This window comes from Desulfobulbus sp. (assembly GCF_030824455.1).
GTDB lineage: Bacteria > Desulfobacterota > Desulfobulbia > Desulfobulbales > Desulfobulbaceae > Desulfobulbus.
Map to the genome: position 1 here is coordinate 1 of NZ_JAVBXR010000028.1, position 24,371 is coordinate 24,371.

General features: G+C 59.1%; 18 protein-coding genes. 6 read left to right on the forward strand and 12 right to left on the reverse strand.

The features are described from left to right. Positions 1–49 precede the first annotated feature (49 nt). From RCH93_RS04675 to RCH93_RS04710, 8 genes are all read right to left on the reverse strand, one after another. A complete protein-coding gene (locus RCH93_RS04675) occupies positions 50–724 on the reverse strand; it encodes a hypothetical protein (RefSeq protein ID WP_306547159.1) in 675 nt (224 codons plus the stop codon). Positions 725–769: 45 nt separating this feature from the next. Then, entirely contained in the window at positions 770–901 is a 132-nt protein-coding gene (locus tag RCH93_RS04680) for an NAD(P)H-dependent oxidoreductase (RefSeq protein ID WP_306547160.1), read from the reverse strand. A gap of 120 nt (positions 902–1,021) precedes the next feature. Continuing rightward, complete coding sequence (locus RCH93_RS04685) at positions 1,022–1,444, reverse strand: PaaI family thioesterase (protein ID WP_306547161.1); 423 nt, start codon at positions 1,442–1,444, stop codon at positions 1,022–1,024. A 284-nt stretch (positions 1,445–1,728) separates the two neighbouring features. Then, the gene (locus RCH93_RS04690) at positions 1,729–1,989 is read right to left on the reverse strand and encodes a Txe/YoeB family addiction module toxin (protein WP_306547211.1); all 261 of its coding nucleotides are present in this window, start codon (positions 1,987–1,989) and stop codon (positions 1,729–1,731) included. Continuing rightward, positions 1,989–2,231 (reverse strand): type II toxin-antitoxin system Phd/YefM family antitoxin, encoded by a 243-nt coding sequence (locus tag RCH93_RS04695; RefSeq protein WP_306547162.1) that lies wholly within the window; start codon positions 2,229–2,231, stop codon positions 1,989–1,991. The genes RCH93_RS04690 and RCH93_RS04695 overlap by 1 nt, the downstream gene beginning before the upstream one ends. Positions 2,232–2,447: 216 nt before the next feature. Continuing rightward, positions 2,448–3,233, reverse strand: a complete 786-nt coding sequence (locus RCH93_RS04700) for an ABC transporter permease (protein WP_306547163.1) — start codon at positions 3,231–3,233, stop codon at positions 2,448–2,450. 103 nt (positions 3,234–3,336) lie between these two features. Beyond that, the gene (locus RCH93_RS04705; RefSeq protein ID WP_306547164.1) at positions 3,337–4,272 is read right to left on the reverse strand and encodes an ATP-binding cassette domain-containing protein; all 936 of its coding nucleotides are present in this window, start codon (positions 4,270–4,272) and stop codon (positions 3,337–3,339) included. Positions 4,273–4,283: 11 nt separating this feature from the next. Continuing rightward, positions 4,284–5,330: an acyl-CoA thioesterase gene (locus tag RCH93_RS04710; protein ID WP_306547165.1), complete on the reverse strand. Its 1,047-nt coding sequence runs from the start codon at positions 5,328–5,330 to the stop codon at positions 4,284–4,286. 493 nt (positions 5,331–5,823) lie between these two features. Here RCH93_RS04710 and RCH93_RS04715 point away from each other — a divergent pair, with 493 nt between their 5' ends. The 3 genes from RCH93_RS04715 to RCH93_RS04725 all read left to right on the forward strand — a co-directional run bounded on the left by RCH93_RS04715 (position 5,824) and on the right by RCH93_RS04725 (position 14,611). Continuing rightward, a complete protein-coding gene (locus tag RCH93_RS04715; protein WP_306547166.1) occupies positions 5,824–11,028 on the forward strand; it encodes a RecQ family ATP-dependent DNA helicase in 5,205 nt (1,734 codons plus the stop codon). A 304-nt stretch (positions 11,029–11,332) separates the two neighbouring features. Continuing rightward, positions 11,333–11,938 carry a superoxide dismutase gene (locus RCH93_RS04720; RefSeq protein ID WP_306547167.1) on the forward strand — a complete coding sequence of 202 codons (606 nt, stop codon included), beginning with the start codon at positions 11,333–11,335 and terminating at the stop codon, positions 11,936–11,938. Positions 11,939–12,196: 258 nt separating this feature from the next. After that, entirely contained in the window at positions 12,197–14,611 is a 2,415-nt protein-coding gene (locus RCH93_RS04725) for a diguanylate cyclase (RefSeq protein WP_306547168.1), read from the forward strand. Positions 14,612–14,854: 243 nt separating this feature from the next. Here the strand turns inward: RCH93_RS04725 and RCH93_RS04730 are convergent, their stop codons facing one another. The 4 genes from RCH93_RS04730 to RCH93_RS04745 form a co-directional block, all read right to left on the reverse strand. Next, the gene (locus RCH93_RS04730) at positions 14,855–16,309 is read right to left on the reverse strand and encodes a GGDEF domain-containing protein (RefSeq protein WP_306547169.1); all 1,455 of its coding nucleotides are present in this window, start codon (positions 16,307–16,309) and stop codon (positions 14,855–14,857) included. A 202-nt stretch (positions 16,310–16,511) separates the two neighbouring features. Then, positions 16,512–17,420 carry a hypothetical protein gene (locus RCH93_RS04735; protein WP_306547170.1) on the reverse strand — a complete coding sequence of 303 codons (909 nt, stop codon included), beginning with the start codon at positions 17,418–17,420 and terminating at the stop codon, positions 16,512–16,514. Then, the gene (locus tag RCH93_RS04740) at positions 17,318–18,712 is read right to left on the reverse strand and encodes a DUF3999 domain-containing protein (protein ID WP_306547171.1); all 1,395 of its coding nucleotides are present in this window, start codon (positions 18,710–18,712) and stop codon (positions 17,318–17,320) included. The genes RCH93_RS04735 and RCH93_RS04740 overlap by 103 nt, the downstream gene beginning before the upstream one ends. Next, positions 18,709–21,441, reverse strand: a complete 2,733-nt coding sequence (locus RCH93_RS04745) for a DUF2339 domain-containing protein (protein WP_306547172.1) — start codon at positions 21,439–21,441, stop codon at positions 18,709–18,711. The genes RCH93_RS04740 and RCH93_RS04745 overlap by 4 nt, the downstream gene beginning before the upstream one ends. Positions 21,442–21,685: 244 nt before the next feature. On the opposite strand from RCH93_RS04745, the gene RCH93_RS04750 reads away from it, so the two are divergent. From RCH93_RS04750 to RCH93_RS04760, 3 genes are all read left to right on the forward strand, one after another. After that, positions 21,686–22,762, forward strand: coding sequence for a DUF2157 domain-containing protein (locus tag RCH93_RS04750; protein WP_306547173.1), 1,077 nt, complete (start codon positions 21,686–21,688; stop codon positions 22,760–22,762). Beyond that, positions 22,759–23,604, forward strand: a complete 846-nt coding sequence (locus RCH93_RS04755; RefSeq protein WP_306547174.1) for a DUF4824 family protein — start codon at positions 22,759–22,761, stop codon at positions 23,602–23,604. Before RCH93_RS04750 ends, RCH93_RS04755 begins: the two co-directional genes overlap by 4 nt. Positions 23,605–23,667: 63 nt before the next feature. Continuing rightward, the gene (locus tag RCH93_RS04760) at positions 23,668–24,306 is read left to right on the forward strand and encodes a LysE family translocator (RefSeq protein WP_373693257.1); all 639 of its coding nucleotides are present in this window, start codon (positions 23,668–23,670) and stop codon (positions 24,304–24,306) included. The last annotated feature ends 65 nt before the right edge of the window (positions 24,307–24,371 follow it).

Below are 24,371 nucleotides of genomic sequence, written 5' to 3' on the forward strand. Positions count from 1 at the left end.
AGACGCCAATGTCGCCGTAGCGTGCGGGTCATGCCAACTTCGGGAGTTGTCACTCCCTGAAAAACGACTTAACCGAACCATAAAAGGGAAATCCGGCCAAGACTGTCACTGATTCAGGTTTTATTATTTCCTCTAGCAAGTTCCCTGGCTTAGTAGTCAAATGACCTCCATTCACATCTTGGCATAATTTATACATTTCTGTTACTAAGTCATACTCTGCAAAATTTTTTGTGTTTTCTGGTCTGCCTGGTTTGAGAGTAGCTAAGTGAGCACCACATACGAAACTTATACTCTTTAATTCTTTAAGGACTTTCAGTGATGCTGACGGTTGTGTCGGATCTTTAGCAAGGCTAAAACTGTATTCTGCGCCAAAGTGCTTTTCGGCCATATTCAAAAAAAAGTGCTGCAATTTAGGTTCTTTTAGAATCTCTAATAATGAATCAGATTTTTCTTTAATCAGCTTAAATTTTTTGTTTAATTCTCCAATAGATAGTTCTCCGAAGTATTGTTTTTTAACACAGTAAATTGTTGCTATTGCGTTTACGCGATTAAAGTTCTCTTCGCCTAACAATTTAATAATGCTTTCCTCGTCTTCAGTGGAGAACTCAAAATCAATTGATCCGTTAAAACCACGTGGCCAAGTCAATTGTGAGCCAGATTGTGGTTTGCGAGTTTTTTGATCGCCAAAAGTTAGCGTGATTGTAGAAATATTTTTTTTAACCATCGATAACTGACTAAATGTAGTTCAAGATTTGTATCATACCTATTTTTAAGGCATTTCATACAGGTCGGAAGTCTTCACCTCATGCCCTGCTCCGGCAAGCGTCTCACAAGCAGTGCGAAACATAGCGCTGTTGAAACTTTGGGGCTCTGGATGCCAATAAACCACGAATACTTTCATAAACAACCTCCTTGTTTTGTTGTCTAACGTACCGCGATGAGCGCGCAAGGTCCGGCCTAACGGTGCGATAACAGCCCGGCCGAGGGACTACCCACCTTTTAAGAACGCGGCATTGGCTTGTTATGCTGTTCTTGTAGAAACCCTATCCAGAACTAATTGGGTCTGGGTTACCACCGCGCAAAGTTTTCCTTCATTGTTGCGGATTGTGGTTTGCCAAACCATAGTAGTGCGGCCTCGATGTAAGGCAACACTTTCTCCGGTTATTTTGGTGTTAACTTTTGCAGGTGCAATGAATTTTGTGCTTGAATCAGTAGTTGCTTGGCGCTTGCCTTTGTTGAGATTTAGCCCCGTTCCAACTGCACCAAGAGTGTCAGCGAAGGCCATATATGCGCCACCATGGAGGATTCCTTCTGAAGTACAGAGGTCAGGACGAACTTCAAGCTCTGCTGTAACTCGATTTACTGCAAGTTCGACAAAATGAATTCCCATCAGGCCCGGAAAAAGTGGGGCAAGAAGTTCATGGAGAGCGGCGATGTCTAGCATACGATTCCTCTGGGAAGCATAACGTTTGAATTCACCGGCCTACGCGGCTTTTGGCGCAAGAAGTGGCTCAGTTCGTTCGGGCAGTTTTCTCTTTTTTTAAGTGGAGTCGGGTATGACCAATCAATGGCTCAAGTGTCAAGGTTTGCGGTCTGTCAAAGATCTGCGGGTAAACATCCATGGCCCGGCTACGGCTCGGTAGCTTTGGGGAACCACCTGGTGCGGACCCGCATGCCAGGTGGTGTGGGGGCTGAGGGAGAGATTCCCCCGGCTACCCGATTATGTCGTTATTCGTAGTGAGTCCAAAGTCTTAACACTTTGACAGCATGCTCTTCTTCAATGATTTGGTAGACTAGCCGATGTTGGATATTGATGCGACGAGAGTATGTGCCAGCCAAATCACCTACCAATTTTTCGTAGGGTGGTGGTGTTTGAAATGGATCAACTTTTAATATTTCAAGCAAGCTTTCCGCTTTGCCCTTGAGACCAGTCGCTTTTAATTTTTTCCCGTCTTTCTGGGCCTGTTTCGTGAAATACAGCGTCCACATCACCAATCAAGTTCCTTGGAACACTCATCAAGGTTTTGGGTGAGCCCTTCTTTTATAGATTCTCTCATTCCAGGCACAGACAAAAGGTAGAGAGTTTCATTAATAGCGCTCCAGTCTTCTTCAGACAGGAGTACCGCATTGTATCTTTTCCCAGTAATAACAATTGGTTGATGCGTCTCTGCGGCTTGGTCAATCAGGTTGTAAAGTTTGGCGCGTGCTTCCGTAGCGTTTAATGTAGTCATTTTACTACCTCCGTGGATTAAACGTACGCTATTTCGTACTTGTGATCAAGGCTGAATTTGAGACATAACGTTGAGCTCAAATGCCGCCGAGCGTAGCGAGGGAACTTGGAGCGTAAGCGACAAGAGGTCAGCTGAAGCGATTGGTTCTGAATTATTTGACCCGTGGAACAAGGTCCGCTTGCATGTAAACCGCCCCCAGTCCCGCCCGTTGCCGCTTCACTTGATCAGCCGACGACGCATGGTGGTCAGCCCCAGCACCAGAAAGCAGAGGGTGAACACAATCAGGTAGCCCAGGCTGAGGAGCGGGTTGGTTTCCACCAGCCCCAGGCAGCAGGCGCGGGACAGTTCCACCAAATGATACAGCGGGAAGATTAGGGCTGCGGTCTGCGCCCATTCGGGCAGCCCGGAAACCGGGAAAAAGGTGCCGCTAAAAAGGAACATCGGGGTGATGAAGAGAAAAATCGGCAGGTTGAACATGTCGATTGAAGGCGTGATTCCGGTGAAGAACATGCCCACCGCGCCAAAGGCCAGCCCGCCGAGAAAGGCTAGGGGCACAATCAGCAAGCCCTGGGGAAAATTGACAAACCCGAACAGCCCCAGCACCAGGGTCATCACGGCGGCGGCGGCCGTTGCCTTGGTGGCGCCCCAGACGATCTCGGCCAGGATGATTTCCTCCAGGCTGAGCGGCGTGGTCATCATGCCGTCAAAGGTTTTTTGATAGTACATGCGCACAAAGGAGGCGTAGGTGGTCTCGAAAAACGAGTTGTACATGATAGAAATGGCAATCAGGGCTGGGGCCATGAATTGGGTGTAGGCGAGCGCCTTGCCGCCGTAGCTGAGCCCCTGCACCAGGCCCTGGAATCCCAGGCCAAAGGCAAGAATATAGAAGGCCGGCTCCAGCAGCGGCACCAGGAAATTGACCTTCCAGATCTTCCGGTAGACGATCAGGTTGCGGCGCCAGACGCTCAAAAAACGCCAGGAGATGTTGCTCATCCGAATCATGGTCGTTCTCGCCAAAAGCCGGGAGAACGGCGTTTCCCGCTTCGCAACGCGCTGTATGTGTGCTGCATGGTTTTCCCACCTATGTTTTTTGCCAAGGTTGTCGTCATTCGCGCAGCTCCCTGCCGGTAAGGCGAAGAAAAACGTCCTCCAGAGTGGCGGACCGGAAGGTGCATTGCCGGGAGTGAAAACCAGCGCGAACCGCCTGCTCGATTTCGGCGTTGCCCTTGTTGTAAATCACCAGCCGGTCGGCCATCCGGTCGAACTCGACCTTTCGCTCAGCCAGAAAGTCCACCAGTTCCTGGTCCGCGCCGCTTACTTCGATGATCGAGCTGCCGACATGGGCCTCAATCAGGCCAGTCGGCGCGCCTTCGATCAAAATCCTGCCGTGATCCATAATCACCAGCCGGTCGCACAGCTGGGCCGCCTCCTCCATGTAATGGGTGGTGAGGATGAAGGTCTTGCCCCGGGCGCGCAGGGCGTGCAGTTTTTCCCACAACAGATGCCGCGACTGGGGATCAAGGCCGGTGGTCGGTTCGTCGAGGATAATCAGTTCAGGGTCGTTGATCAGGGCTCGCGCCAGGGTCAGGCGACGGGCCAGGCCGCCGGACAGTTCGCCTACCTTGGCCTCCCGTTTTTTCTCCAAGGCAAAGAAATGCAGCAGTTCCTCGGCGCGCTCGCGGGCCTGATCCGCCGGAATTTGAAAATAGCCGGCGAAGATCAACAGGTTCTGCAGCACCGAAAGGTCCGGGTCCAGGGTGTTGTCCTGCTGGCAGACGCCGACCCGCGAGCGGATGCGTCGCCAATCGTCGGCCACATCCAGGCTAAAGACCCGCAGGCTGCCGGAACTGGGCGGGGCAAACCCGTAGATCATGCGGATTGCCGAGGTCTTGCCCGCGCCGTTGGGGCCGAGCAGGCCAAAGCATTCGCCGGCCCGCACCGCAAAGGAAATGCCGGCCACCGCGCTGACGCCGTTGTAGTGCTTGCCCAGGTTGTCCACCTGCAAGATGATCTCCCCGGCTGCGGTTGGTTGTTGGTCCATGGCGTGCCGGCTCAGATCCGGTTCTCGTGGCGCAGCAGGGACTGCAGGCTGCGATGGGCCGCAAGATAGCGGGCGTCCTCGGCGTAGGTGGTCGGGTAGACCGTGGGAACCGGGTGGTGCCTGAGTTCGCCGTCGACGTTGGCAAAGGTGAACAGACAGGAGTTGGACAGGGCCTTGGCAGTCCGGTCGCGGCTGATGCGCTCGATGCCCGCCTCAACGCAGATAAACGAGTCGCTGGTGTAGACAATCCGGGAGGTGAAGTGCAGTTTGTCGCCCATGCGCACCGGATGGAAGAAATTGATCCGGTTGACCCCGGCGATGATCGAGCGGTTCGGCGCCGCCAGTTCGGAGCAGATCGAAGAAAGCTCAAAGGCGCGGCGGATCAGGTAGCCGCCGAAGATGGTAAAGGGCACGTTTTCCTGGTCCGGATAGGTGCGCTCCCAGGCGTCGGTGGTCAGGCGGCGGCAGAGATGGCCAGCAAAGCCCGGTTCGTCCTGGGCCAGGTGCAGCGCGGTCAGCATCTCGTATTCTTCCCGGCTGGGCGGCTCGTGCAGGGCCGCCTGCATGTGGCGGTATTCCTCGCGCCGGGCCAGGGCCTTGCCGGCCCGCCGTTTTTCGATGGGCTCCACATAGTCGAGCGGCGGCAGGGTCACGCTGGAGACGTCCTCGCCGTAGCCGGAGCGGGCCACCATGGTGAAATAGCAGGAGGCGATGTGCAGGGTCGGATCGCCGGGCTGCTCGATCCGAATGCCGATTTCCAGCGAACTACGGCCGATGTGGTTGATGGTGGCGGCAAAGGTCAGGTCGCGGGTTACGTCCACGGCGTGACGGACCACGATGTTGTCGATGGCGGCCGTCACCACCCGGGCCGTGGGATGGAACTGATTGACGTAGCGCAGGGCGGCCTCTTCGGCCACCTTGTCGAGGATCTCAAGCAGCAGGCCAAAGCGCATGTTGCCCTGCAGGGGTTCGTCCACCACCATGAAACGGCGGCGCAGGGCAGGATCGCTGCCCAGGGCCAGGGTCCGGTGGTAGAGGGTTTCTTGTGGCTGAGTCATGGGGCGTCTCTTATGGGAAAAATGAGGGGGAGATGAGTTAGATGCGGGGAAACAGTAAAGAATGTGCCGTTGTTTGGCAAGGGATGAAACAAGGCGCACGGGGAGAAACGGCCGCGCCGGCGGGTTACAGGCGAGCGCCGTAGGCCGTTTCCTTTGTAAAAATGGCGCGTGTTTGTTTTGTCGTTTCCAACCCGTAGCCTGGATGCAGCTTGCGGAATCCAGGGTTTAATGTGAGGTGTTCCCGGATTCCGTTGCACTTCATCCAGGCTACGGTCGGCCATCTCTAGTTCTCTGATTTTTCAGAAAAATATTGTGAGGCGTTGGTTGCCTTGCTATTTTGAAGGGTAGGGCAGCCGCACCTTGACGACCGGATCGGCTTCAGCGCGATCATTGCACATCACTCTTGGCCAAGGATTCTCCATGGACCATCACTCACTCCTCACTCTCCCTATCGGTTGCATGCTTTCCCGTCGTCAGGCAAACCCCATGCCGCATGATGCCTAAGGAAACCCTACAAACCCCGGCGGAACCGGATCCCGCCCGCGCCTTCCTCGACCATTGCTGTCTCCTCGACATTGAGACCAACGAAAACGGCGTGATCTATGCCCTGGGGGCTGTCTGCGGGGAGGCCCATTTTTCCCTGCAACCTGGTCAGCGCATCGGCGCCGCGCAACTGGCCGGGTTGGACGAATTTGCCCGGAATGCGGATTTTCTTCTTGGGCACAACATCCTGAGCCACGATCTTCCCCGTCTCCGCCTCCAGTTTCCCGGGCTGGCGCTGCTGGCCAAACCAGCGATCGACACCCTGTATCTCTCGCCGCTGGCCTTTCCGGAAAATCCCTACCACCGGCTGGTGAAAAATTATCAGATTGTCCGCGACAGCATCAACGACCCGGTGGAGGACGCCCGTCTGGCGGGCAGGGTGTTTGTCGAGCAGTGGCAGGCCTTTGGCGAACAACTGGCGCGCGGGTCGGACGCGCCTCTGGCGTACCGGGGCCTGTTTGCCCGTGATCCGCAATGTGCGGGCCTTGCCGCCGCTTTGGGGGCCATGGGCGTGCCCCTGCTGGCGGGCGACGACCTGATCGAGGTGCTGGTCTGGCTGATCCAGGATGTGGTCTGCAGCGAGGCTTTGCAACGGCTGCGGGACCAATGGAGCGACGGCAAAGCCGGCGGCGTGGCTCTTGCCTATGTGGCGGCCTGGCTGACCGTGGCCGGCGGCAACTCGGTGTTGCCGCCCTGGGTGCGGCATCATTTTCCGGAGGTGGCGCCCACGCTCCATCAGTTGCGCGAACAGCCCTGCGCCAATCCCAGTTGCAGGTATTGCAGCGAGCACCACAATCCCCGCCGTTTCCTCCAGCAGTTTTTCGGGTTTGACGATTTCCGCCCACAACCAGCAACAGCAGAGGGCGCAAGCCTGCAGGCGGCGATTGTTCAGGCGGCGGCCCGCAACCGTTCGCTGTTTGCCACCCTGCCCACCGGCGGCGGCAAATCGCTCTGCTACCTGCTGCCCGCCCTGATGCGCTATCAACGGCGCAACGCTCTGACCATCGTGGTTTCACCGCTCCAGGCCCTGATGAAGGATCAGGTCGACAACTTCAGCCGCCAGACCGGAACCAACATTGCCGCCGCCCTCTACGGCCTGCTGACCCTGCCGGAACGCGGCGAAGTACAGGAGCGCATCCGCCTGGGCGACGTCGGGGTGTTGTACGTTTCGCCCGAGCAACTGCGCAACGTTTCTTTTGTCAGCCTGATTGGCCAACGCGAAATCGGGGCCTGGGTGTTTGACGAGGCCCACTGTCTGTCCAAGTGGGGTCACGATTTCCGGCCTGATTATCTTTACGCCGTTCGGTTTATTCGCGAATTCGCCCAGAAAGAGCAGACCCGGATTCCGCCGGTGCAGTGCTTCACCGCCACGGCCAAGCGCGACGTCCAGGGCGAAATTGTTGACCTGATCCAGGGCGATCTTGGCCTGCGGGTCAATCTGTTCGCCGGTGGCCATGAACGGACCAATCTCCATTACGAGGTCTGGCCGGTGGCTCCGCACGAAAAACAGCAGGTCATTCTGGGTTTGCTGCGCGAGCGGTTTGACGGCAGCGGCTCGGCGGTGATTTACTGCGCCACCCGCAAACACACCGAAAATCTGGCTGATTTTCTCCAATCCGAGGGATTGGCGGTCGAGGCTTTCCACGCCGGGCTCCAGTCCTCGATCAAAAAGCGGATTCAGGACGAGTTCATCAGCGGCGCGATTCCGATCATCTGCGCCACCAACGCCTTTGGCATGGGGATTGACAAGGAGGACGTGCGGCTGGTGATCCACGCCGACATCCCCGGTTCGCTGGAAAATTATCTCCAGGAGGCCGGCAGGGCGGGGCGCGACCGCAAAGAGGCCGAGTGCATCCTCATTTTTACCGAGCAGGACATTGAAGGCCAATTTCGCCTCAGCAGCAGCTCGCGTCTCAGCCAGCGCGACATTGCCCAACTGCTGAGCGGCATTAAAAAGGCGGCCAAGACCCGCAAGCGCGACCAGGTGGTGCTGACCCCCGGCGAGCTGGTGCGGTCCGAGGCCACGAGCCTTGATCCCGAGGAATTCACCGATCCCGACACCCGGGTGAAAACCGCAGTGGCCTGGCTGGAACGGGCCGGCTTTCTCACCCGCAACGAAAACAACACCTTCATCTTCCAGGGGCGGGTGCAGGTGCGCAACCTGGAAGAGGCAATCGAGCGGATGAACGCGCTCAATCTCAGCCAGCGGCAGCAACAACGCTGGTGCGACGTCCTGTCCGCCCTGATCAACAAACCGCCCAATCAAGGGTTCAGCGCCGACGAACTGGCCATGGCCGGTTCCTTTGCCTCGACCGGCGACGACCCGCCCCTGGAAACCGAAACCCGGCGGGTGATCCGCACCCTGCACGACATGGCGGAGCAGGGGCTGTTGACCAAAGAAACCACCCTCTCTGCCTTTGTCCGCTCCAAGGTCAAGGACTCTTCCGACCGGCGCTTGCCGCTCATCTGCGCACTTGAGCGCGATTTCCTCGCCCTGCTGCGGCAGAACGCGCCTGAGGCTGAGCTGTCCACCGAGCTGCATCTGGACCTGCGGTTGGTGAACCAGCAGCTGATCGACCAGGGGCACGCGGCCAGTAGCCCGGAGGGATTGCGTAAAATCCTCTACGGTCTGAGCCGCGACGGCAAGGGGTTGGCCGGCCAGAAGGGCAGCCTTTCGATTGCGCCCAAGGGCGGCAACTGCTTCACCCTGGCGCTGCACCGCGATTGGCCCTCCCTGGAGAAAACCGTGACCATCCGCCAGCAGGCGGCCCATGTGGCGCTCGGCGCTATTCTTGCCGCGGTTGATCCCTCGACGCCGGCCGGCAACGCGGTGCTTTCGGCCTTTACCCTGGAGCAGCTGGTGGCGGCGCTCAAGGCCGATCTCCTCCTGTTGCCCAACCTTAAAGATCCACTGGCCGCCGCCGACCGGGCGCTGACCTTTCTTCATGAGCAGGGCGTGATCGAACTGCAGCAGGGGCTGGCGGTGTTCAGTCAGGCCATGACCTTGTCGCTGTTGCCTGAAAGCAAGGGCCGACCCTACCGCGACAAGGATTTTAAGCCCCTGGCCACCCACTACGGCGAGCGCACCTTCCAGATCCATGTGATGAACGAGTATGCCCTGCGCGCCCTGGAAAAGATCAGCCAGGCCATGCACCTGGTGCGCTCCTATTTCAACGACGACAAGGAAGATTTTGTTCGCCGCTTTTTCCCGGGCCGGGAAAAGATGTTGGAACGGTCGACCAGCGAGCAGTCCTTTCAACGCATTGTCAAGGATCTGCGCAACAGCGAGCAGGAACGGATCGTCACCGCGCGAGTCGACGCCAACCTGCTGGTGCTGGCCGGGCCGGGCTCGGGCAAAACCAGGGTGGTGGCGCACCGTATTGCCTGGCTGCTGCGGGTGCAGCGGGTGCGGCCCACCGGCATTCTGGCGCTCTGCTTCAATCGCGGCGCCGTGTTCAACCTCCGCCAGCGGCTGCGCGATCTGGTGGGCAACGACATCGCCGGGGTGACCACGCTCACCTTCCACGGTTTGGCCCTGCGGCTCACCGGCCGTTCTCTGGCGCTGAACAACGGGGCCAAAGAATCCTTTGACGTTGAACAAATCATTCCCGAGGCCATTGCCCTGCTCAAAGGCGAGCGCGAGATGATCGGTTTTGCCGCCGACGAGGCCTGCGAAACGCTCCTGGCCCGCTACAGCCACATCCTGGTGGACGAGTACCAGGACATCGACAGCGACCAGTACCAACTGATCTCCCTGCTGGCCGGACGCACCCGCCAGGAAAAAGAGGCCAAGCTCTCGATCCTGGCGGTGGGCGACGACGACCAGAACATTTACCGCTTTCGCGGCGCCAACGTTGATTTCATCCGCCGTTTTCACCGCGACTATGAGGCCGAGATCCATTACCTAGTTGAGAACTACCGCTCCTCCGCTCAGATCATTGCCGCCGCCAATCAGTTAATTGGCCACAACCGCGACCGGATGAAAACCGAGCACCCGATCCGGATCAACCGGGCGCGCGCCAGCCTGCCTGCGGGCGGCAACTGGCAGATCCTTGATCCCCTGGCCCAGGGGCGGGTGCAGGTGCTGGAGGTGGACGACGAGCGCTGCCAGGCGGCTGCGCTGGTCGAGGAATTGCAGCGGCTGCAGCGGTTGGGCGAACAGTGGGATCTGAACCGTTGCGCCGTGCTTGCCCGCCACTGGAGCGAACTGGACGCGATCCGTTCGGCCTGCGAAGCCGCCGACGTCCGAGTTTGTCTCCACTGGGGACGAAGCAGTTTTTCCGGATTGCACCGCATCCGCGAATGCGTCCGCCTGCTGGACGATCTGAGCCGGCAACGCGGCGGCCTGCTCGACGGCCCCGGCCTGCTGGCCCTGCTGCCCGAAGACGCGGCAACAGACAATCTGTGGCAGGCCAATCTGCGCCGTCTGATTGCCGAGTGGATCGAGGAGACCGGCGGCCTGGCGCAACCGGTGCGGCAGATTGAGGAGCATCTTTACGAGTCGCTTGCAGAGCAGAAACGGGCGCGCAGTCTGGGCGACGGCCTGCTGCTGACCACAGCGCATTCGGCCAAGGGGCTGGAATTTGATCATGTGTTTGTGCTTGCCGGATGGTCAGGCGCGAGCGCGGAGAGCGAGGCGGAAGAGGAGCGGCGGCTGTATTACGTGGCCCTTTCGAGGGCCAGGGAAACCGCGCAGGTGTTTCGAATCAAAGGGCAGGCCTATGAACATGCGGACCTGCTGATCGGCAACCACTGCATCCGGCGCGAACCGGTTGCAGCCGCAGGCTCGGTGGATTTCTGCCATTACGACCTGCTGGGCAACAAGGAGCTGGACATCGATTTTGCCGGCAGATTGCCCCCGCGGCATCCCCAACGGCTGGCTCTGGAGCGGGCGCGGCCCGGCGATGCGGTGGATCTGGTCGAGGAGGGCGGACAGATTGTTCTGGTCAATCAGGGCGTCAAGATAGGCCGCCTTGCCAAGCAGGCCGCGCCTTGCTGGCGGCGGCGGTTGCCGCTAATCGTTGCGGCGCGGATCGTGGCCGTGTTCCGCCGTTCCCGCGCCAACGTCGAAGAACCCCAATATCTCGCGCTCTGCCAGGGCGAGTGGTGGGAGACGCCGCTGATTGAGGTGCGCTGGCGGCGTGATGCGGTCTAAGCGGCCTAAGCGGTCTAAGCGACCCGAAGCAACACACGCCAAGAAGATTTGTGGCCCTGGGAGAGTAGAATATTATTACTTTAATTTCATCATGTTGTGCTGGTAACTTGTAAATTATTTATTCCTATTATTTGACAATTATAGTTTCAGGTTTAACGTCTTCGGAAAGCAAGGAATCAAGGCAGGCGCGACCGCGACCGGTCCCTCCGCTTCCCCATCCGGTCCTTGATTCGTTGCCCCTATCCGAGGGCCTTTGCGCTGTGCGGCCCTCGGCGTCATTCAAACCCATTGGAAGAGGTACGCCATGGAACATATGCTTCCCAATCTCCCTTACGTTTTCGACGCCCTGGAACCCTTCATTGATGCCCGCACCATGGAGATCCATCACGGAAAACACCATCAAGCTTACGTCGCCAACCTCAACGCGGCGCTCAAGGATCAACCCTCCCTGAGCGCCATGAGCGTGGACAAGCTGCTGCGCAACTTGAACGAGGTCCCGGAATCCATCCGCACCGCAGTGCGCAATCACGGCGGCGGTCATCTCAACCACAGCTTTTTCTGGCCCACCCTGAAGAAAGACGTGGCCGCCAAGGGGCCGGCGATTGACGCCATCGTCAAGAAATTCGGCAGTTTCGAAGCCTTCAGGGAGCAGTTTTCAACCACTGCGGTCAAGCTTTTTGGCAGCGGCTGGGCCTGGCTGGTGGTCGACAACGGCGAGCTGGCCCTTGTTGCCGCCCCCAATCAGGACAACCCAATCATGACCGGCAAGATCCCGGTGCTGGGCATTGACGTCTGGGAGCACGCCTACTACCTGCTCTACCAAAACCGACGGCCCGACTATGTCTCGGCGTTTTTCAATGTGATCAACTGGGAGAAGATCAACGAGCACTATCTTGCCGCCGTCAGCTGACGGTTGTTCTCAACCAACCTCCAGATCCCCGGCCCCTGCTCTTTCCTTGCGAAAGGGCAGGGGCTTTTTTGTGGATTGGTCGCTTCCTACTTGCGGATGGCGCCCAGCAAAAGCGTAGAATATACCGCAAAACTGAAAGCCATTTGGAATATTGCTGCAAAAACGCTAAAATTGACCCCAAAGCGATCCATTGACGGATCGAACAAGGTTTTGCGCCAACGTCGGGTTTCCCTCTCTCTTTCGAGGTCTCGCAGTCTGATGCAGCAGCGTTCCTGGCTCCTCTTCTTCCTTTGCCTCCTCACTGGCCTTGTTCCGCCAACCCTCCGGGCCGACAACCGGCTGGAAACCGTGGCCCTGCAGCTCAATTGGACCCATGCGTTTCAGTTTGCCGGCTATTATGCCGCCCTGGAAAAAGGGTTTTATCGAGAGGCCGGTCTGAACGTGCTCCTGTACGAGGGGTATCCCGGAATTGAACCTGCAACCGTGGTTCTGCGCGGCGAGGCCCAGTACGGCGTCGGCTCCACCGGCCTGATGTTTCTGCGCAACCAGGGGCAACCGGTGGTTGTGCTCGGCGTTGTTTTTCAGCATTCGCCCCGAGTCATTCTGGCCCGAAAAACCGGGGAAGCGCAAGGCATCCACGATCTCATCGGGAAACGCCTGATGCTTGAGCCGCAGATCGACGAACTGACAGCCTATCTCAACAAAGAGGGGCTCAAGGGCAAAGTGACCCTGGTTGAGCACAGCCTCGACCTCCGCCTGTTGCTCGACGGCACGGTCGACGCCATGGCCGCCTTTCTCTACGACCAACCGCGCCAGTTGGACGATTTGGGCTTTGCCTACGACCTGTTCAGTCCCCTCTCCGTGGGCATCGATTTTTACGGCGACAATCTTTTCACCATCGAGGCGGAGATCAACAAACATCCCCGTCGCGCCGAGGCCTTTCGCGCCGCCAGCATGCGCGGCTGGCAATACGCCATGGATCATCCCGAAGAGATTGTCAATCTCATCCTGGCCAAATACCCCTCCAAGCAAAACCGCGACGCGCTCCTTCACGAAGCCCGTCACATGATGGCCCTGATGCAGCTGGATGTGATTGAGGCAGGTTACATGAACCCCAGCCGCTGGCGGCACATCCTCGACATCTATGCTGAACTGGGCATGCTGCCCAAGGATTTTGATCTGGACGGGTTTCTTTATCAACCCGCCACGCCGGTGCAGTACAGACTGCTGATCAAGTGGGGCGCCGGCGGTGTACTGGTGTTGAGCTTGGCTGGATGGTTGATTGTCCGCTTTTCGCGGATTGCCCGTCAGGCAAGGGAAAGTGAGGAGCGGCACCGACTGCTGGCCGACCATGCCACCGATGTGATCTGGGTGGCGGATATTCACGGTCGATACACCTACATCAGTCCCTCGGTGGAAAAGCTGTGCGGCTTCACGCCAGAGGAAGCGATGCGACTGACCCGTGATGAGGAGTTTACCGCGCAGTCGGCGCTGATCGTTAAGCAGGAGATAGAGAAACTATTGACGGCGGCGCGAGCCAACCAGGAGTTGCCGCTGTATCGCGGCGAGTTGGAAATCTGTTGCAAAAACGGCGGAACGGTCTGGATCGAGGCCAGTTCTGCGCCGCTACTCGATGCGGATAGAAAATTCATCGGCATCGTCGGCGTGACCCGCGACATCAGCGAACGCATGCGGATGGAAGAAGAACTGCGGAAACTGGCGACCACCGATCCGTTGACCGGGGCTCACAACCGCCGTTTTTTGTATGATCGGGCCGCGCAGGAACTGGAGCGAGGTCGCCGCTTCAACGAACCCTTGAGTTTTCTTCTTTTGGACATTGACTGGTTTAAGCGCATTAACGACGTCTACGGTCACGACGTTGGCGATGAGGTGCTCAAGGCCATGAGCGCGGCCTGCATGGGGATGGTGCGCTCCATCGATCTGTTTTGTCGCCTCGGCGGCGAGGAATTCGGCATTTTGCTGGTCAACACAACCCAGCAGGGCGGGCGCGCCTTTGCCGAACGACTGCGCGGTTACCTGGCCACCCTACGCATCGATTCCCAAACCGGGCCGGTCCAGTTTACGGTCAGCATCGGTTTGTCCGAGACCGGTAAAAAGGAATGTTCGGTGCAGGATTTGATCAAACAGGCGGATCTGGCCCTTTACATAGCCAAGGCCAACGGTCGCAACCGGGTGGAAACAGCCAACGCCTGCCGCTTTCCGCAGGACGCCGACACCCAGGTTGGCCAGCTTCTGGGGCTGATCTGGGACGATTTGATGTGCTGCGGCCAAACCACCATCGACACCCAGCACCGGCGTCTCTTTGCCCTGGCCAACACCTTGCTTGACGCCGAATGGGACGTGAACGGTCAACCACCCGACACCGCCCCGGTGCAGGCCTTCCTGGACGAGGCGGCAGCCCATTTCCGCGATGAGGAGGCCTTGCTGCGGGCCGCCGGTTATGCCGAGGTTGAGCAGCACGCCGGCATGCATCGGGCTTTGCTCACCCAGGCGAACGACCTGCTTGCGCAGTTCAAGGCCCGAAGCCTCCCGCCTGGCGCTCTGTTTCGCTTCATCGTGCAGGATCTGATGCACGATCACATGTTGTGCGACGACGCCAAATTTTACCCCTTGTTTGCTGAAACCGACAGCGCCAAGCAGCAGGAGCGCTGAGCGGAGGTCCTTTCATCGCTCAATCGAACTCGAAATCCGCCGTTTCTACATCAAGCGAAGCATGATGGTCACGGCAAAACCTCGTCGCCGAAAGTGTGTCATATAAAGGCGAGATCTCTCCCTTACGGTGCTCGTCGAGATGACGAACAGCCGCGCCTCCTTGCTGCGGTCTGATGCCGCCGCAAGGAGCATCCGGTTTCCGTTGCTTTTCGTCCTGAGGTTGCAACCGGCTGAGCGCATTGTTCAGCCCGCATCCTCGCCGCAACACCGCCCTCCTTCTGTTTCAACCCGATTCCGCCCATTCTTCTTCGCCGCATACGCCAATTCATCCGCGACTTTGAGCACCTGGTTGATTTCCGACTCCGGGCCGAATTCGGCTACGCCAAAACTCGCCGTCACCTGCATTGCATCCCCATTGATGTAAAACGGGGTGTTGGCGATCCGGCCGCGAATTTTCTCCGCCACCAATCGCCCGGAGCAGAGTTCCGTCTCCGGCAACAGGATAACGAATTCCTCTCCGCCCCAGCGGGCAATGGAGTCCTGGCTGCGCAACATGCTTTTCATCCGCACCCCGATCTCGATGAGGATACTGTCGCCGGCCTCGTGCCCTCGGGTGTCGTTGATTGCTTTGAAGCGGTCCAGATCAATGGCGATCACGGTGAATGGAATATGACTTCGGTGACAACGAGCAACCTCGTGCTCAAATCGTTCCATCATGGCGCGACGGTTAAACAATCGGGTCAGCGGGTCGACGGTGGCCGCTTCCAGAAGCGCGGTTTGGGCAATGATGCGTTGGGCAATTTCATTGCTGAGTTTGTTGTTGACCTCATTGAGATCGGCGGTTCGCTGCAGGACCCGAATCTCAAGTTCGTCCCTGGAGCGCCGGAGCGCGGCGAAGGCCTCCTGCTTCTTCTGTTCTGCCAGCGAAAGCGTGGTCGACATGTGGTTGAACGCCTCCAGCAACTGGTCGAGTTCGTCGCCGGTGCGCGCACTGATTTTTCTCTCCTCAAGATTTCCAGCGGCAATGGCCGCGCAGCGGTCAATGACCAGGCGGATCGGGCCAGTGAACCGCGCGGCCAGATATTGGGCAAACAAAAACGCTAGGGCAATAGAGGCAATCAACGAACAAACCCCTGAAATTCTCAGGTTTTTTGATTTGTTGCGAACCTTGTCGGCCCGCATGTCGAGGCCGACTAAAAATTCGCCTCTACTGTTTTTGATCGGCGCATATCCCGAGAGAAACGATCCCCACTCGTCGGTCACAATTTCGGCGTCCACTGAAAGGCCAGTAAACCCTTTGATCAGGTTGGGAATGTGATGCGGATATTCTGCGCCCGGAAGCGCCTGTTGCTCGGTTTCATCGGAATCGACCACAAAGAGAATTTTCTCGCCTTCTTGCCGCATCACATACAAAAAAGCGATGTCAGGGTTCATTCGCCTCAAGGCGCGTAATTTTTGCAAGGCCTCGGTGTATCCAGGCTGTGCAATGTCCGCTGCGCTTTGAACGGTTCGCAGGGTGTTGGCGTCAAGCGTCTGACTGATCAGCGCCGCGCTTGCCTGGAGCCGTTCCTTGAGTCCGTCCATCAGGCTTTCGGCGGCGCTGGTGTAAAAATAGGTGCCGATGCTGCCGGACACCAGGAGCACGGCCATGACGTGACTCAAAAAAAGTTTAGCCCGAATGGGCATGCGAAAATTCATGCTACTCCAAAATGAGATGCTTGTAGGTCAGGAAATGCTGTTCAGCGGAAGAGTATAACCAGGAGAGTCTTGATGTCGAGCCTTCCCGTGCCTGGCGGGTGCATTTGCCGGGATGCGGCTGATCATTTTGATCATTTTCAAGGGGCCGGAGTTTTGCGCGCCCGACAAGCCGTTGCAATCGATTGTGTCGCTGGGCGGATGGTCACTTTTCCAGGGCGAGTTGTTTATAGCGTTCAATGACGCCTTCTTGTTTCATGGTTTTCAGGACTTCAGCGACCTGGGGAACAAGCGCGGCGTGTTTTTTATGCAAATAGACATAGCTGTAACCGGTATACATGACCCCCGCCTGATACAGGGAGGAGGCATCAAATACGCCTGTGTCTAATTTCTTGAGTGTTTCCAGTGCGACAGCTTCCTGTTCGATATAAATGTCCGTGCGGCCCAAGATAAGCTTTTCCAGCCCCTGCTCCGCTGTCGCGATGGCGGATAATTTTTCCGGTTTGACGACGGCCGGCAAGGCGGCTTCGGGGACCTTGGCCCCTCGCCGGTACTCGACCGCATAGTCGGTGTTTTTCAGACTTTCCCATCCCTGCAAAGCGATCCCGGGTTTGGCGGCATAGGCGACATACGAGAGCGAAAAACTCGGTTCTTCCACCCTCAGCAGATTTTTGGCGATCTTCCCATAATCATCCGGGCGGTGGATCTCTCCATCCACTGCGCCGTTTTCGGCCAGAACCGGCGCGCGGCCACCCGGGTGGCCCTGGTATTGAAAGGCATAGCCAAGCCGTCGAAAGGCTTCGGTATAGATCAAGTCCAACCATTTGCCGTACAAGGAATCTTTGGTTTCCTGCGAACTGACCAGAATGATGGTTTCAGCGGCCTGACACGGTTTGAGCGAGGCTGCAGCAAACAGCATCCCGAGGACACACAGGCGGAACAGACGGCGAATTTTGATGGGTTGCATAGACTCGACTCGCAAAGGTTGTGGAGTGGGTTGGCGGGTGCGCTTCAGGATTGTTTGGCCCGCATCTCCCGGTACATGGTCCGGGTCATCAAGGCCAGCAGAACCACGCCGGCGATCAGCGCCGCCCAGAGCAGCAATTTTTTCCAAGATGCGGCGGAAAGGCGCGGTTTCAGAGCCTGTTCGCCGCCGAGGGTCTGCACCGGGCCGGGTTCGACCCGTTGGATCAACGATTCGGATTGGGTGTCGCGCAGAGCCGCCAGCACCAGGGTTTCCTGGGCATTTGGGATGGTGGTTGAGGCGCTTTGCGGCTCGGTCATCGCAGCGTTGCCAAACGCCAAGGTATAGGGGCCGGCGCCACGACCAAGGAAGATCAATTCCTCCGGCCGCCAGCCCAGTTCAAGCTGCGGCGTCTGGCCAGCTGCAGCGTCGGCGCTGACGCTGATTCGCCAGAGCGGATCCTGGTTGGGGGCGCAGTGGGCCATCGGGTTGACCAGCGATTTGTCGTGCAGATCGAGGCGGTAAAAATCGGCGCGGGTTACCGGACGCCAGGAATCGGAGCTGGTCGACCGCGATTCGATCAACGCCCGCACCAGGGAGTTAGCCGCCGGAAATCCGAGTTGCACGGCGGTGACCGGCGCCTTGGCGGGCATGCGGTACTCAATGGTTCGTTGCCCCGCTTGCTCGCTCACCTGGGCGGCTGGCAGCCGCAGCCATTGCCACTGGTCCGGGGCGGGCGCGGTTCCGGAAAGGGCGGTCGCTGCGCGGAGTTGCAGGGGCTTTTTGTGATCGGCGCAATCGAGGCAGTCGAGGCGGACATAGGGCAGCGCAGCCCTGGGCAGGGCGATGCGGCGGGCGGTGACGGCGCCGCCGTTGGCGCTGAGATCGGCCAGCACCGCCTTGTCGACCAGCAGCGACCAGTGGGCCAGATCGCTGCTGTGGGTCAGGGAAACGGCAAAGAGGCCGGAGGGGCCGTCCCATTGCAGTTCCAGTTCCGTCGGCGGAACAGCGAGGCCGGAGAGGTCGAGCAGGTAGGAGGCGGGCAGCGGTTCCTGGCCAATGTTTTCCGTCGCGTCCACCGTGACCACCGCGCCCTCTGCGGACCGGATCACCCGTAGGGAAAGATCGGCTGTCAGCGGCCGCCGCGCTCCGGGCAGGGGAAAAAAGGGCAGGGAAGTGCTGGTTTCCTTGCGTTCCTCGGCGATGCGCCGGACCGCATGGGGGACCATCTCGCCGGCGGCGTTGAAAACCCGCAGATCGCCAAGATCGGCGCGCAGCGTCTTTTCATAGACCGCAAGCGGCAGCGACGCGCGGTAAACGCCTGCGCCGCTGGTCGCGGGCAGGGCGCAGCCATAGGCAAAGTCGCCAGGGACGAGCGGGGCGGCGGCCGCGGTGTGAATGCCGCCGAGGAGCGAAAGCAGAATCAGAATGCAGGATTTCATCGGGCGGATTCCTCGGATTGGGGCGGCAGAGGCGCAAAAAAACCGATGATAAGCATCAGCAGGCCCACCACCAGGAAGGAGACGATGCGGCCAATGGCCCCGGTCCCCGAGAGGTCAATGAGAAAGAGTTTTGCGACCACCAGGGCGAGCAGGGCCGCGCCAACCAGCCAGATTCTCCGCTGCTGTTTTCTGGCCCCCCAGATGGTCAGGGCCAGGGCCAGCACCGACCAGAGCGCGGCAATGGCCGCCTGGAAAATGGTTGAGTTAAAAAGCTGGTCCATGCTGTACCACGTGCCGGTGAAAAAATGGACGCTACGGCCGACGACCACGTTCATCCAGGCAAACAGCAGCGCTGCAGTCAGGATGGCGCGGCCGGTTTTGACTGGTCCGGTTGCCGGACGACGCATGGTGCGAACGACGCGGATTGCCGCCAGCAGCAGGATGGCCAGTTCGATCAACTCCAGGGGATTCAATATCGGAATGTAGGGCAAGGGCGCCGGATCGCCGGCAACGGCAAACGAGGCGAAACACCACAACAGCAGCGCCAGCAGCGGCAGGTCGGTGGCCACGCCGTGATAGGTTGCGGCAAAGCGAGCCACGGGCCAGCGCAGCCGGTCGCCGCGAAATTCCAGGGCAAACAGCAGCGCCGTGGGCGCAAGTCCCCAGCAGGCAAGCGACCAGGCCTCGGTGAGTCCGGCAATCCGCCCTACTCGCCAGGCGATTTCCACGGTGACGGTCAGAATCAGCAGCCAGAAACTGAGGCTGTGCCACAACGGCAGGGCCTGTTGCGGCAGTTGCGTCTCAAAGCGGGCGAGCAGCGCATACTGCAGCGCAAAAGCCAGCGGCCAGGCCAGCCAGCCGACCCCGATCAACACCGGGCCGCTGTTCCAACCCACCGTTTGAGCAGCCAGGCTGAAGTACATGATCGGCAAAAGAATCAGCAGGGCGGTGGTGAGCCTCCGCCAGGCAAAGCGATGAACCAGCAGGCCGAGGCAGATTGCGGTCGCGCAGGCGTAGAGAAGAAAGGCGGGCGGTTGCGCCTGCCACTCGAGGTGGCGTTCCAGATCCCGATAGCCGCCGCCGTGCCACCAGATCAGGCCCCAGGCGAGCAACAACTGCGGCAGGGCGGTTTCCCAGCGCCGCGCCTGATCGCGATTGCAATCCAGCCAGAAGCTGGAAAAGAGCGCGCCCACCCCAATCAGGGCGCTGCCAAGGAAGGCCCGGTTGGCAAACAACAGGCTCTCCGGTGGCAGATAGACATGGTCCAGAAAGGGAACCGCAGCCCCGGCTTGCAGCAGGAGGCCAAAGACGCGGGCCGCAGGGCGATTCTGGCGCACGCCCACCCAGACCATGGCCGCGCCCTCCAGGGCCCAGGCGGCGGTGGTCCAGTGCGGGTCCAGACTGAGCGGAATGGCCAGACTGGCAAAGACCACGCCCAGGGCCAGGAAGGCTTCGGTGAGCAGCCGCATCTCGTCGGCCATCCGGTTCCACAACAACCGGGCCAAGCCAATGTACCAAAAGCCAAGGACCAGGGCGCTGAGGCCCATGCCGTAGGGCACGTCGCGCACCAGATACGCCTGAAGGCCGCTGGCGACAATCGGCAGGCCAAAGACCAGCGGCCCGTCGATGAAACCGCGCAGCCGCAGGGGCTGGCGATGGGCAAACAGCACCGAGATCAAACAGTACATCAGGAAAAAGAGGATCAGAAAGGGCTCGGCAGTGGCAAAATGTTGCGGGCTATAGGCCGAGGCGCCCCACAGCCCGACAATGCTGAACGTGAACAGAAACCCGACCAGGTTGAGTTCGCGCCAGGACTTGAACCAGGCAATGCCGAGGATGCCGCTGTTGAGCAGGGCGTAGTAGGAAAAGAGCATCACGTGACTACCGGCGCCGGTCGACATTAACACCGGAGCGAGAAAGCCGCCGATGGTCCCGGAAACCGCCAGCCCCTTGGCGTCCTGCAGCACCGCCAGGGCGCAGGACAGGCCAACCAGACCGATCATCACTGCCAGGGCCAGCGGCATGGGCAGGAGATAATAGAGCTTGGCTGCGGCGTAGACTGTCAGATAGAGAATACCGATGCCGCCGCCTTCCAGCCCCAGGCCGTACACGGCGTGTTTGCGCCGCAGCTTCCAGCCGGCGACCAGCAGAGCCAGCCCGCCGCAGACCACCGCCAACAGCCGCAGCTCAATGGGGATGAGGTTGCGCTGGGCCGCGTATTTGAGGAGAAAGGCGACGCCGAAAAACAGCACCACCACGCCAATTTTGAGGATCGGATTGCCGCTGGTGAAGAAGTTGATCAACGGCGCCGTCAGGCGGGCCAATGTGCCGCCAGCGTCTTGCGGCCGTGGTGAGGCTTGCCGATCTTGCGCCGCTGCCCCGGTTGTCGCCTGCAAGGGGGGCGCAGGCGGAGCAGATTGGGCAAACGGCGCCGCAGGTTCCGGCGTCTGCGTTTGCGTCCAGGGCTCTTCGCTGCGCGAGGCTTCGACGGCTTCCGGTTCCCAATCAAAGTCAAGAACCGGAGACGGCGGCGCGGCACTGCGCTGTTCCTTGGCTTGTTGCGACACAGCCTGTTCCAGCTTGCTGATCCGGCGGCGCAGGGCAAAAAACTCCAGCAGCAGATAGACGATCACTCCGGCCAGGATGCCGTTGATTGGACTGTGAGGGTAGGGGATCATTCCCGCGCCGATGGCCAGGAGCGCCGCCAGGAGAGCTAGGGCTGTTCGCATGAGAAATCCGTGGTGTTATTCTGGAGGGAAAGAAACGCCCGCCAGAGGAGGGCCTTCCAGTGTGCAGGTTGATGACGGCACGCTGTAAGCAACCATCGGAATCGACCTGAAAATTATTTCTACTCAAATTGAATTTAGCAAACCAGCACCCCCGAAGCAAGGATTGCGGCCCTGTCGTGGAATTTCAAGCGAAACAGTCGTCGCCTCTGGCGGGTTTGGCTAAAATCAAGTAAGGGAAAATATCATGCAAATACGATCAAAAGCCGAGGCGCAACAGCGGGCCGATCAGATTGGAGCCTTCCGCGCCGAGTTGGACATCATCGAACAGGAGCAGGTCGTGGCCCTGGAGCCCGAGCAACACGCCGAGGTGCGCCGGTATCACGAGCAGATGCTCAACCAACTGGCCGCCGGCTTTGACGTCGACGTCACCAGCAAGGAAAAGCAACTCAGCCTGGGGATGCGGATCACCTCTTTCCTGGGTTCCATGGCCTTGGCGGCCAGCGTCTTCTTTTTCTATTTTCAGTACTGGGGCGGCCTTGCCGTCAAAACCCAGGTATCCATTCTGGTGGCCATGCCGTTTGTCGGCTTGCTGTTCACCCTGGGCGCGGCACGGTGGGAGAAATCAGGGTATTTGGCCAAGCTTTTTGGGCTGTTGAGCCTGGTCTGTTTTGTGCTCAACCTCTCCATGCTCGGCCAGATTTTCAACATCACGCCCTCATCCGGGGCCTTTCTTCTCTGGGCGGTCTTCGCCTTTATCCTCGCCTATGCAGTCGACTCTCGTCTGTTGCTGGCCTGGGGCATTCTCAGCTTTTCCGCCTTTCTTTCCGCCCAGGCCGCGACCTGGAGGGGGTGCTACTGGATTTCCTTTGGCGAACGCCCAGAGAATTTTTTTCCCGCCGCAGTGCTGCTGTTTCTCATTGCGCTGCTCCCGCATCGACGATACACCGGCTTTGCCGCGCTGTACCGGGTGTTTGCCCTGCTGCTTTTTTTTCTGCCAGCGCTGCTGCTCAGCAATTGGGGCAGCGTCAGTTATCTTGATTGGCCCAAGGAAAACGTCGAGGCCTTGTATCAGACAGCCGGCTTTGTCGTCAGCGCGGCCGCAATCGCACTCGGCGTCGGCAGAGGCTGGCCCGAGGTGGTCAATGCCGGCAACACCTTTTTCACCCTTTTTCTGTACACCAAATTCTATGACTGGTGGTGGGAGTGGATGCCCAAATATCAGTTTTTCCTGATTATCGGCCTGACGGCGATCCTGATGCTGCTGATTCTCAAAAGAATGCGCACAGTGTCCATCCAGCGCAAAGCGGAGGCGCCGGCATGAACCAGACCTGGGTTGCCCGCCTGCTCTTTGCCGCCGGATGCATCCTCCTGGCGGTGGTCAACTACACGGTGCTCTCACGGGTGGCCGACAACCGACAGGGCCAAACCGACGCCCACTTGTGGCTGACGGAACGGGAGCTGCCCAAAATTAGCTGGTTGGCCCAGGAAAACAGCGGCGTTGAGCTGCGGCTGGTCTGGCGGACGTTGGCCAGGGAGGAAAACGAGGTCAACGACGGCAAACCTTCCTGGCTCAGCAGCAAGAAATTGGAGGAACTGGGATTTCAATTTGCCGATGCCGTGCCCACCGAGGAGCAGCGGGATAGAGCGGCGCTGTCGCGCGAGGTCTTTCTTGTGCTTGAGTACAACGGCGGCGCGTATCACAATGCGCTCAGGCGGGCGGAACGGGCGGTGGAAAAAGAGGAAGAGGCCCTGCGGCTAAATCCAGCCGATAAAGGCTTGCAATCGGCGCGGCAACAGGCGAAAAGGAGGCTGCGGATGGAAGAACTCTCGCAATCGCGGTTGTTTGTCGTCGACGCCGGAACCGATCCCCAGCGCCTCAGGGAAAGCTACAGCGACGCCACCCGCTTCATTGTCGCCCGCGGGGTGGTCAAGCTGGCCTACCGCAACGAAAACGGTCGGGCATGGGCGACCGGGCAGATTGACGCAATCAGCGTTGACGAGGTGCATGTGCCCCTGGAACATCGTCTGGCGCTTGAACAAATCATCCAGCAGGACAAGCCGTCCCAGGGCGAAGGCAAACCGCCGCGTTATCAGGTGGAGTTGCTCTACGGCAGCCGCTATGAGCCCTGGATTGGCGCCATTCGTCCCTTGGAAGCGCCATAGTGGAATTTTTGATGTATTTTTGCAGCAGACGCACGCATGCAGGTCTGTATTGAGGAAAAAATGATGGACGATTTTTCGTATTGGCTTGTTTTTTTCACTACCGCCCTGGCCTTAAATCTTTCGCCCGGCCCGGATCTGATGTACGTCCTGTCGCGCACGGTCGCCCAGGGAACCAGGGTGGGCCTGGCGTCGGCCGCCGGCGTCTCGACCGGGGCATTGGTCCATGTTGCCGCCGCCTCTGTCGGGCTTTCAGCGCTTTTGGCCACTTCAGCCGCCGCCTTCAGCGTAGTGAAGTACGTCGGCGCCGCCTATCTGGTCTATCTTGGCGTCCAGGCCTTGCGAGCCAAGGGCTCGGCGCTGCAGACCTCCGAGCGCAAAATTGCCGTTGTCAAACCCTGGCAGGCCTTTCGCCAAGGGGTGTTGGTCGATGTGCTCAACCCCAAGGTGGCCATCTTTTTCATGGCCTTTCTGCCCCAGTTTGTGCGTCCCGGTCACGGCAGCGCCTCGCTGCAGTTGTTGCAACTCGGCGTGCTGGTGATCGTGGTTGCAGTGGCGGTGGACTCGACCTTTGTCTGTGTCGCCGCCCGAACCACCGAATATTTACGCCGCCGTCCCAGGGCGTCGGTGTGGCTTGATCGCCTGTTGGGCTCGCTGTTTATTGGTTTAGGCATTCGTCTGGCGTTTTCCGAGCAACGCTCCTGAGCGCAGCCGACCCAAACGCTGAAGGATTTTGGTGAGCGCGCAGCCGTCGCGTTCTGTATCAACTC